The sequence below is a fragment of the Paraburkholderia sp. XV genome, assembly GCF_020177535.1.
Classification (GTDB): Bacteria; Pseudomonadota; Gammaproteobacteria; order Burkholderiales; family Burkholderiaceae; genus Paraburkholderia; species Paraburkholderia caribensis.
Genome location: NZ_JAGUUD010000201.1, coordinates 1 through 8,426, shown reverse-complemented (window position 1 = coordinate 8,426; position 8,426 = coordinate 1). Strand labels below are relative to the sequence as shown.

Annotated in this window: 6 protein-coding genes; 2 read left to right on the top strand and 4 right to left on the bottom strand. The window is 62.6% G+C overall.

The genetic code is table 11. From position 1 onward, the window contains the following. Positions 1–164: 164 nt before the first annotated feature. Complete coding sequence (locus tag KFO72_RS40585) at positions 165–2,048, bottom strand: ABCB family ABC transporter ATP-binding protein/permease (RefSeq protein ID WP_176052285.1); 1,884 nt, start codon at positions 2,046–2,048, stop codon at positions 165–167. Positions 2,049–2,316: 268 nt separating this feature from the next. Here KFO72_RS40585 and KFO72_RS40580 point away from each other — a divergent pair, with 268 nt between their 5' ends. After that, positions 2,317–2,712 carry an acyl-CoA thioesterase gene (locus KFO72_RS40580; protein WP_007579793.1) on the top strand — a complete coding sequence of 132 codons (396 nt, stop codon included), beginning with the start codon at positions 2,317–2,319 and terminating at the stop codon, positions 2,710–2,712. A gap of 60 nt (positions 2,713–2,772) precedes the next feature. Here KFO72_RS40580 and KFO72_RS40575 read toward each other — a convergent pair whose 3' ends face one another. Together KFO72_RS40575 and KFO72_RS40570 are read right to left on the bottom strand one after the other, a co-directional pair. Further along, positions 2,773–5,895, bottom strand: coding sequence for an EAL domain-containing protein (locus KFO72_RS40575; RefSeq protein WP_054929710.1), 3,123 nt, complete (start codon positions 5,893–5,895; stop codon positions 2,773–2,775). 193 nt (positions 5,896–6,088) lie between these two features. Then, positions 6,089–6,565, bottom strand: coding sequence for a nitrate reductase associated protein (locus tag KFO72_RS40570; protein WP_035987597.1), 477 nt, complete (start codon positions 6,563–6,565; stop codon positions 6,089–6,091). A gap of 116 nt (positions 6,566–6,681) precedes the next feature. Here KFO72_RS40570 and fdhD point away from each other — a divergent pair, with 116 nt between their 5' ends. Next, positions 6,682–7,503 carry a formate dehydrogenase accessory sulfurtransferase FdhD gene (fdhD, locus tag KFO72_RS40565; RefSeq protein ID WP_224099761.1) on the top strand — a complete coding sequence of 274 codons (822 nt, stop codon included), beginning with the start codon at positions 6,682–6,684 and terminating at the stop codon, positions 7,501–7,503. 21 nt (positions 7,504–7,524) lie between these two features. Here fdhD and KFO72_RS40560 read toward each other — a convergent pair whose 3' ends face one another. Then, a complete protein-coding gene (locus KFO72_RS40560; RefSeq protein ID WP_224099762.1) occupies positions 7,525–8,289 on the bottom strand; it encodes an enoyl-CoA hydratase in 765 nt (254 codons plus the stop codon). Positions 8,290–8,426: the final 137 nt, after the last annotated feature.

The following is an 8,426-nucleotide window of genomic DNA, read 5'->3' as shown; positions in this document are numbered from 1 at the left end:
AAAGAAAAGTAGGTGCCGCCCCGCACAGGGGCGACGCGTGAAGCAAGCTAACGCATCGCGGATGCCAGCGAAAGCGAAAGCAAAAGCAAAAACAAAAGCAAATCGCAGATACCATCGCAAACGTGTAAAGGCACCCCACCCAAGCGTCGCAGACGAAAAAAGCCTCACCCCTCATCGCCAGGCAAATCCAAAACCTCTTCCGCGTGCGCAGCACGCTCCTGCTGCAAGGCCCACATCTGGGCAAACAACCCACCAACGGAAATCAGCTCAGCAAAAGTCCCGCGCTCGACGATGCGCCCCTTATCCATCACGATAATCTGCTCCGCATGCACAACCGTCGACAATCGATGCGCAATAATCAGCGTAGTCCGCTCACGAGCAATCAAATCCAACTCATGTTGAATAGCACGCTCTGACCGCGAATCGAGCGCCGAAGTCGCTTCATCAAACAGCAACACAGGCGGATTCTTCAACACAGTCCGCGCAATCGCAACGCGCTGCTTCTCACCACCAGAAAGCTTCAACCCGCGCTCGCCGACAGGCGTCTCATACCCCTTGGGCAAGCTCTCGATAAACTCGTGAATATGCGCCGCCCGCGCCGCCGCGATCACTTCGTCACGCGTCGCCGAAGGCCTGCCATACGCGATGTTGTAATAAATCGTGTCGTTGAACAGCACCGTATCCTGCGGCACGATGCCGATCGATGCGCGCAGCGAATCCTGCGTCACATCGCGAATATCCTGCCCGTCGATGCGAATCGCACCGCCCGTCGCGCGATCCAGATCGTAGAAGCGAAACAGCAGCCGCGCGAGCGTCGATTTGCCCGAGCCGCTATGGCCAACCACAGCCGTCGTCGTGCCCGCAGCAATCGTGAAGCTCACGTCGTGCAAAATCGGACGCGCCGGTTCGTACGCGAAGTTCACATGCTCGAAGCTCACCTGCGCGCCGCTCACAACAAGCGGCAACGCATCGACCGCATCAGGCACTTCGCGCGCCGCGCCGAGCAGCGTGAACATGCGGTCCATATCCGTGAGGCTCTGCTTCAGCTCGCGATACACGACGCCAAGAAAATTCAGCGGAATATACAACTGCAACATGAACGTGTTGATCAGCACGAGATCGCCGAGCGTGAGCCGCCCCGCCATCACGCCCTGCGTCGCGCGCCACAGGATGAACACCAGCCCCGTACCGATGATCGCCTGTTGCCCGAAGTTCAACGCCGACAGCGAGTTCTGCGACTTGATCGCCGCCGCGCGATAGCGCTTCAGGTTCTCGTCGTAACGCTGCGCTTCCCATTCTTCGTTGTTGAAGTACTTGACAGTCTCGTAGTTCAGCAGCGAATCGATGGCGCGCGAGTTCGCGTTCGAATCGAGTTCGTTCATCGTGCGCCGGAAATGCGTGCGCCACTCGGTCACCTTCACCGTGAACGTGATGTACGCGGCCAGTGCGATGAACGTGACGATCGCGTAATACGCCTCGTACTTGACGACGAAGAAGCCAAGCACGAGGCCGACTTCGACGAGCGTCGGCAGAATGCTGTAGAGCGAATACGAGATCAGTTGCGTGATGCCGCGCGTGCCGCGCTCGATATCCCGCGACATGCCGCCCGTCTGCCGCTCCAGATGAAAGCGCAGCGACAGCGCATGCAGATGCCGGAACACCTTCAGCGCCAGTTGCCGCACCGCGCTTTCCGTCACCTTCGAAAACAGGATTTCCCGCAGCTCCGTGAAGAGCGAAGTGGACAGCCGCACGACGGCATACGCGACCACCAGCAGCCCCACGCCGCCCAGCAGCACGACGGCGGGCGCGTTCGTCGCGCGGCCGAGCGCCGTCAGGTGCTGCACGGCAGCAAGACTGTCGACGATGCGCTTCATCACGATCGGCACGCCCAGATTGGCAACCTTCGCGCCGATCAGGCAGCTGAGCGCGAACGCGACGCGCCATTTGTACGTGGCGAGGTACGGCAGCAGCGAGACGATAGTTTGCCAGTCGTTGCGCGGTTGATTCGAAATCGGCGACGGTTCGGACGAAGCGGAAAAGCGACGCATGGTTCTATTGTGGGAATAGCCTGCACGCTTGACGCGTGACTCGTGGGGAACGTGACGGGCAAGTGCGTTCGACGAACAAAACGGCCTTCCGAACGCGACGCGCCGGCAATAAGCTCCAGCGGGCGCTTTCCCGTACAATTCCTGATCTGGCAATATTGTCGCAGAAGCCGGCTGGCGCCGCTTTCGCCGCGCTGACACTGGTCTTCCCGGTCATGCTGTGGTCGTGAGCGCCATCCCTGTCGCCTCAACTGAATTCATGGATGCCCCGATGACCCAGACTCTCAACCTCCCGCAGAAACCGTGCGCGCTGCGCGTCGTCCCGCAACCGTCGGATGCGAACGTCCATGGCGATGTGTTCGGCGGCTGGATCATGGCGCAAGTCGATATCGCCGGCTCGATTCCCGCAAGCCGCCGCGCCAACGGCCGCGTGGCGACCATCGCCGTCAATTCGTTCGTGTTCAAGCAGCCTGTGTTCGTCGGTGATCTGCTGAGCTTTTACGCGGATATCGTGAAGACGGGCAATACCTCGGTAACGGTCGCCGTCGAGGTCTACGCGCAGCGCATGAGCCTCTCGGAAGAAACCGTGAAGGTGACGGAAGCGACCCTCACCTATGTCGCGACGGACAGCGACCGCCGCCCGCGCGCGCTGCCGGAACTCGACTGATTCCGGCAGGTCGCGCTCACCCAGCGCGCGGCCTTGTATGCCTCCATGAGAACCTGACTATCAGGCGTTCGCCGCGATCATCGCCGCCTTCTCGGCGCCCCGCTGCAACATGCCGGGAATCGCCTCGTGCGGCAGCGGCTTCGCGAAGAAGTAGCCCTGCATCTCGTCGCACGCACGCTCTTTCAGGAAGTCGAGTTGCGTCGACGTCTCCACGCCTTCCGCGATCACCTGCAGGTTCAGCGAGTGCGCGAGCGCGATGATCGCGGACGTGATCGTTTCATCGTCCGACGATTCGCCGATATCCGACACGAACGATCTGTCGATCTTCAACCTGTCCACCGGAAAGCGCTTCAGATAGCTGAGGCTCGAATACCCGGTGCCGAAGTCGTCGATCGCCAGACCGATGCCGAGCGCGTGCAGTTCGTTGAGCATCGACACAGCCTCTTCCGCGTTGCGCATGATGGTGCTCTCGGTCAGCTCGAGTTCGAGATACTGCGGATCGAGCCCGGTTTCCTCCAGCACCTGCATCACGAGCTTCGCGATATCGCGCTGCTGGAACTGCCGCGCCGACAGGTTCACCGACACGCGCGCGGGCGGCAAGCCTTCGTCCTGCCATGCCTTGTTCTGACGGCACGCTTCGCGCAGCACCCATTCCGACAGCGGCCCGATCAGCCCGCTTTCCTCGGCGACGGGAATGAACTGCGACGGCGGAATCAGCCCGACTTCAGGGTCGCTCCAGCGCACGAGCGCTTCCATGCCCACCACCTGGCCCGTTTCGATATCGACCTGTGGCTGATAGTGCAACAGGAACTCGTTGTCGCGCAGCGCGCGGCGCAGACGCCGCTCCAGGTTTAGCCGCGCGCCCGCGGAGACATTCATCTCCGGCTGATAGAACTGGAACGTGTTGCGGCCCATGTCCTTGGCGCGATACATCGCGAGGTCGGCCTTCTTCATCAGCGTCTCGGCGTCGTCGCCGTCCTGCGGGAACAGGCTCGCGCCCATGCTACAGCCAACGTACAACTCCGTGCCGTCGAGCCATACCGGCTCTGAAATCGACGCACGCACACGCTCCATCCACGCAATCAGCGACTGCTCGTCGACGGTATCCTTCATCACGATCACGAACTCGTCGCCGCCGTGACGCGCGACCGTATCGCTCGCCCGCGCGCAGCGTGCAAGACGGTCCGCCACCACCGACAGCAGCCGGTCGCCGACGCTATGCCCGAGGCTGTCGTTGACGTTCTTGAAGCCGTCGAGATCGATGAACACGACGGCCACGCCCTTGTGATGCCGCTGCGCGACGATCAGCGCATGCTGCAGCCGGTCGCGCAGCAGATTGCGGTTCGGCAGTCGCGTGAGGCTGTCGTAGTTCGCCTGATATTCGAGCTGTTCCTGATAGCGGATGAGCGCCGTCACATCGTTGATGACGGCGATGTGGTGCGTGGTTTGCCCGTTGGCGTCGGGCACGGGCGCGATATACAGCTGATTCCAGAACAGCACGCCGTCCTTGCGATAGTTGCGCAGCACCGCGCTCACTTCGCGGTTTGCCGCCAGCGCCTGACGGATCGCGGCAATGCCTTCCTGATCCCGGTCGTCGCGCTGCAACACGCGGCAGTCCTGGCCGATCACTTCCTGCGGATCGTAGCCCGTGATGCGCTTGAACGCCGGGTTCACGTACTCGATCAGATTGCCTTCCTTCGAAGGCGCTGTAATCAGGATCGCATTGACGCTCGCATCGAGCGCGCGGCTTTGCAGGCGCAGCGCGAGGTCGGCGCGCTTGCGCTCGGTGATGTCGGTGTACGAGCCGAGCACGCCGATCACGCGGCCGTCGCTGTCGGTGAACGACAGCTTGCTCGTCACCGTCGTGCGATGCACGCCGTCGATCACCATGTCGGTTTCGTAGTTCATCTTCGGCACGCCGGAGGCCATCACCTCGGTGTCCTGCCGGCCGAGTTCGTCGGCGAATGCGCGCCACGGCATGTCCTCGTCGCGCTTGCCGATTACCTGCTCCGGGTAGGCCAGGCCCGCGTCGCGTGCGAACGCCATGTTGCAGCCGAGATAGCGCAGTTCCTTGTCCTTCCAGAAAATGCGCTGCGGGATGTTGTCGATCACCGTTTCCAGCATCTGGTTCGAACGCTGTGCTTCGGCTTCGGCGTTGATCTGCTCGGTGACGTCGTCGGCGAGCACGAACAACGCGGGACGACCCATGAAGGTCATCGCGTGATACGAGATGTCGACGCTGATCTGCGAGCCGTCCTTGCGCCGGTGATGCCAGATGCCCGCCATCGTGCGCGGGCCGCCCGGCGCCACGTCGCTGCGCTGCAAGTGCGATTCGAGCCGCGCGACCTCGGCGTGCGGGCGGATCGCACGCACGGTCATCGAGAGAAATTCGCTCTCCGAGTAGCCGTATTGCTGCACAGCCGCCGAGTTGACCGCGAGAAAGCGCAGCGTGTCACGGTCGAAGATGTACATCGGCACGGGATGCTGCTCGAACAGCCCGCGAAAGCGCTCGTCGTGCCGATGCAGCGCCTTCGCGATGCGCAGCTTTTCGCGCGCGACATTTTCCCGCGCGCCGAATGTGTAGATCAGCAGCCCGCTGCCCGCGAGCATCGTTACGATCAGGAACAGCATCGCGTAGCGCGAATCGCGCATCGACGCGTCGAGCGCCGCCTTCAGCGACAGGTCTTCCTGCGCGCGCAACTGGTCCATCCGCGCCTCGAGCCGGTCGATTTCCATCCCGAGACGCGTATAAGTCTGCGCAGCCCAGGCGCGCGAGCCGTCCTGCTCAGGTGCAGTCGTTTTGGCGAGCGCGAGCGCGATATCCTGCTCGAGCCGCGAGCCGTTGGCGGTGAGCTGCGCGAGCGCGCCGGCCACGTTCGGCTGGTTCGCCAGTTGCTCGTGCAGCGCCTTATCGATCTTCGCGAGCGACGCGGACATTGCCGACGCCGCATCGGCGGGCGCCGGCCTCGCCGAATCCTCGTAACGGCCCAGCACGCCGAGACCGTCTTCGAGCGTCGCGCGATAGGCTTCCAGATTCTGGCGGATAGCCGTCGAGCGGACCGTGCGGGCATCGGCGTCGCGCTGTGCGCAAATCTGCGTGTACGCGACGAAGGCGTTCGCGCCGACCGCCGCGGCGACGACCGCCAGATTGATCAGCAGCCGCTTCGATAGAAAAGAGATCATAGGTTCCGAACGTCGTTCGATCCTGCAGGCGGGGGCGCGCGGGAGGCCAGTCAGATGCGCGGTCACATGCTCCACGCACGGACGGCGCGGACGAACGAGGCGCAGCCGGGCGCAGCGCTTTACGCGCCAACCTTTGGATAACGGCAGCGATCGGAAGAGATTGAGGGTAAAAAGAAAAAATCTTGCGCCAGACTCAACCGGCGAGGCCAAATTCCTTCATTGCCGGCAAAAAATCATGGTTGCTCGCCGTCTTGCGCGACAGTTTGGCGAGCACATAGCGCTGAAACGGCTCCAGCCGCGCCCACTGCGCCGCGCCCGGCGCGGGAAGATTCGCGAGTTGCGCCTGATTCAGAACGGTATCCGGCACGACTGCAGTGTCGCGCCATGCCGGGTTATCCTCAGGCGTGAACCATTCAGGCTCGATGTTCGCGTGCGTGCGCATCATCTCGAAGAGGGCGTGATCGAAGTTCGGCTCGATCGCGGTGTCGTCTTCCACGGGAAAACGCGCCAGCAGCACGCGGTCTTCGTGCGGCAGCATTTGCCATTGTTCCAACGAAATCCGCAGCCCGAAGCGGTCGAGATTGAATCGGACGACCATCGGGATGAATTTCAAATTCTCCGAAGATTCAACCTCGAAGTTGAACAGCAGGGGCGCATCATTGAGTCCCATGACAGATTCCTCTTGTTCGGCGGCCAACGCGCTATGCCGGTCTGAGGTATTTTAGAACCATATTGGCGGCGCGGCGGCCTTGAGCCGGGTCGCAGCATTCGTGCAGGAGTCAGCAGGTGAACGAACTGGATACGGGCGAACAACCGGGCATCGTCGAGCAGGCGGTGCGCCGGCACCGTGGCGGCGCGGTCGAGAGCGTCGCCGATCATGTCGGCCAGGAATGGCCCGTTGCGCTCGTCTTCAACGGCATTTCGCACGCGGTGATGATGTGCACACCGCGCGACCTCGAGGAATTCGCGGTGGGCTTTGCGATTTCGGAAGGGATTGTCGAGCGCGGCGCGCACATTCAGGACATCGAGGTCGAGGTCCGCGACGGCAAATTGCCGCATGCGGAAGTGCAGTTGACCGTCGTGCAGCAGGCCTTCGTGGCGCTGAAGGAAAAGCGCCGCGCGCTGTCGGGCCGCACGGGTTGCGGCGTGTGTGGAATCGAGAGCATCGATCTGCTCGATCTGGCGCCCGAGCGCGTGCCGGACACGGGCTTTCTGCAGCGCCTGGCGCCCGATGCGATCGCTCGCGCCGCGAAGGAACTGCCCGCCCACCAGGCGCTCACGAAGATGACGGGCGGCCTGCACGCGGCCGCGTGGTGTGACGCGACGGGCGCGATCCAGTATGCATTCGAGGACGTGGGCCGTCATAACGCGCTCGACAAGCTGATTGGGCGGCTGTCGCTGGATCGCGTGGATACGAAGGAAGGTTTCGTTTTTCTGTCGAGCCGCGCGAGCTACGAGCTGGTACGCAAGGCGGCGCGCGTCGATATTCCGATGGTCGCGACAATTTCGGCGCCGTCTTCGCTGGCGATCACGATTGCGCGTGAGGCGGGCGTGCGGCTGGTGAGCTTCTGTCGCGAAGCGGGCTACGTCGATTACGACACGGTTTGACGCGGCCCGGCCTCTTCCCGGTTAGCTGAACTGGCGGAAGTCCGGCTTGCGCTTTTCGAAGAATGCCTTGAACGCTTCCTTGGCTTCGGGCGCGAGCAGCATCTTGGCGAAGTGCACGGCTTCGTCGGTCATCTGGGTCTGGATTTCGTGCTGCGCGGCGCGTTTCATTAGTTGCTTGGTCACGCGCAGCGATGACGCGGGCAAGGCGGCCAGTTTCTGCGCCTGCTGCAATGCGAACGCGTCGACTTCGGCCGCAGGCAGCAGGCGGTTCACGAAGCCCATGCGGAGCGCTTCTTTTGCGTCGAACGGTTCGCCGAGCATCAGTTTTTCCGCTGCTCCCTGATAACCCGCGACGCGTTGCAGCAGCAGCGATGATGCGGCTTCCGGGCAAAGGCCGAGTTGCGCGAATGGCAGCGAGAAGGTCGCCGTGTCGGCGGCGTAGACGAGGTCGCAATGCAGCAGCAGTGTTGTGCCGATTCCTACGGCTGCGCCGGCTACTGAAGCCACCAGTGGTTTTTCCGCCGAGCTGATCGCGCGGAGGAACTGGAAGACGGGGGCGTTGTCGCTGACGGGCGGTTGCTTCATGAAGTCTTCGAGGTCGTTGCCGGCGCTGAAGATTCCTGCACTGCCGCGGATGAGCACCGCACGGGTGGCCGGGTCCTGTTGCGCTTCGGCCAGCGCGTCGGCCATCGTCTGGTACATCGCGGATGTGATCGCGTTTTTCTTTTCTGGGCGAGCGAAGGCGATTGTCAGCACGTCGCCGGTGTGGGTGGTTTCGATGTCCATTTGTGACTCCTCCAGGTTTTTGCGGGTTTTGCGGGTGGGGTTTGCAGTGTGGTTTGCGCTTGGGATCCGCGGTTTGCTTTTACTTTCGCTGGCATCCGCGATTCGTTAGCTCGCTTCAAGCGTCGCCCCTGTGCGGG

Excerpts from the sequence above, each read along its gene's own strand:
- KFO72_RS40560 (WP_224099762.1), bottom strand. The coding sequence starts at position 8,289 with ATGGACATCGAAACCACCCACACCGGCGACGTGCTGACAATCGCCTTC.
- KFO72_RS40575 (WP_054929710.1), bottom strand. The coding sequence starts at position 5,895 with ATGATCTCTTTTCTATCGAAGCGGCTGCTGATCAATCTGGCGGTCGTC.
- KFO72_RS40570 (WP_035987597.1), bottom strand. The coding sequence starts at position 6,565 with ATGGGACTCAATGATGCGCCCCTGCTGTTCAACTTCGAGGTTGAATCT.
- KFO72_RS40580 (WP_007579793.1), top strand. The coding sequence starts at position 2,317 with ATGACCCAGACTCTCAACCTCCCGCAGAAACCGTGCGCGCTGCGCGTC.
- KFO72_RS40585 (WP_176052285.1), bottom strand. The coding sequence starts at position 2,048 with ATGCGTCGCTTTTCCGCTTCGTCCGAACCGTCGCCGATTTCGAATCAA.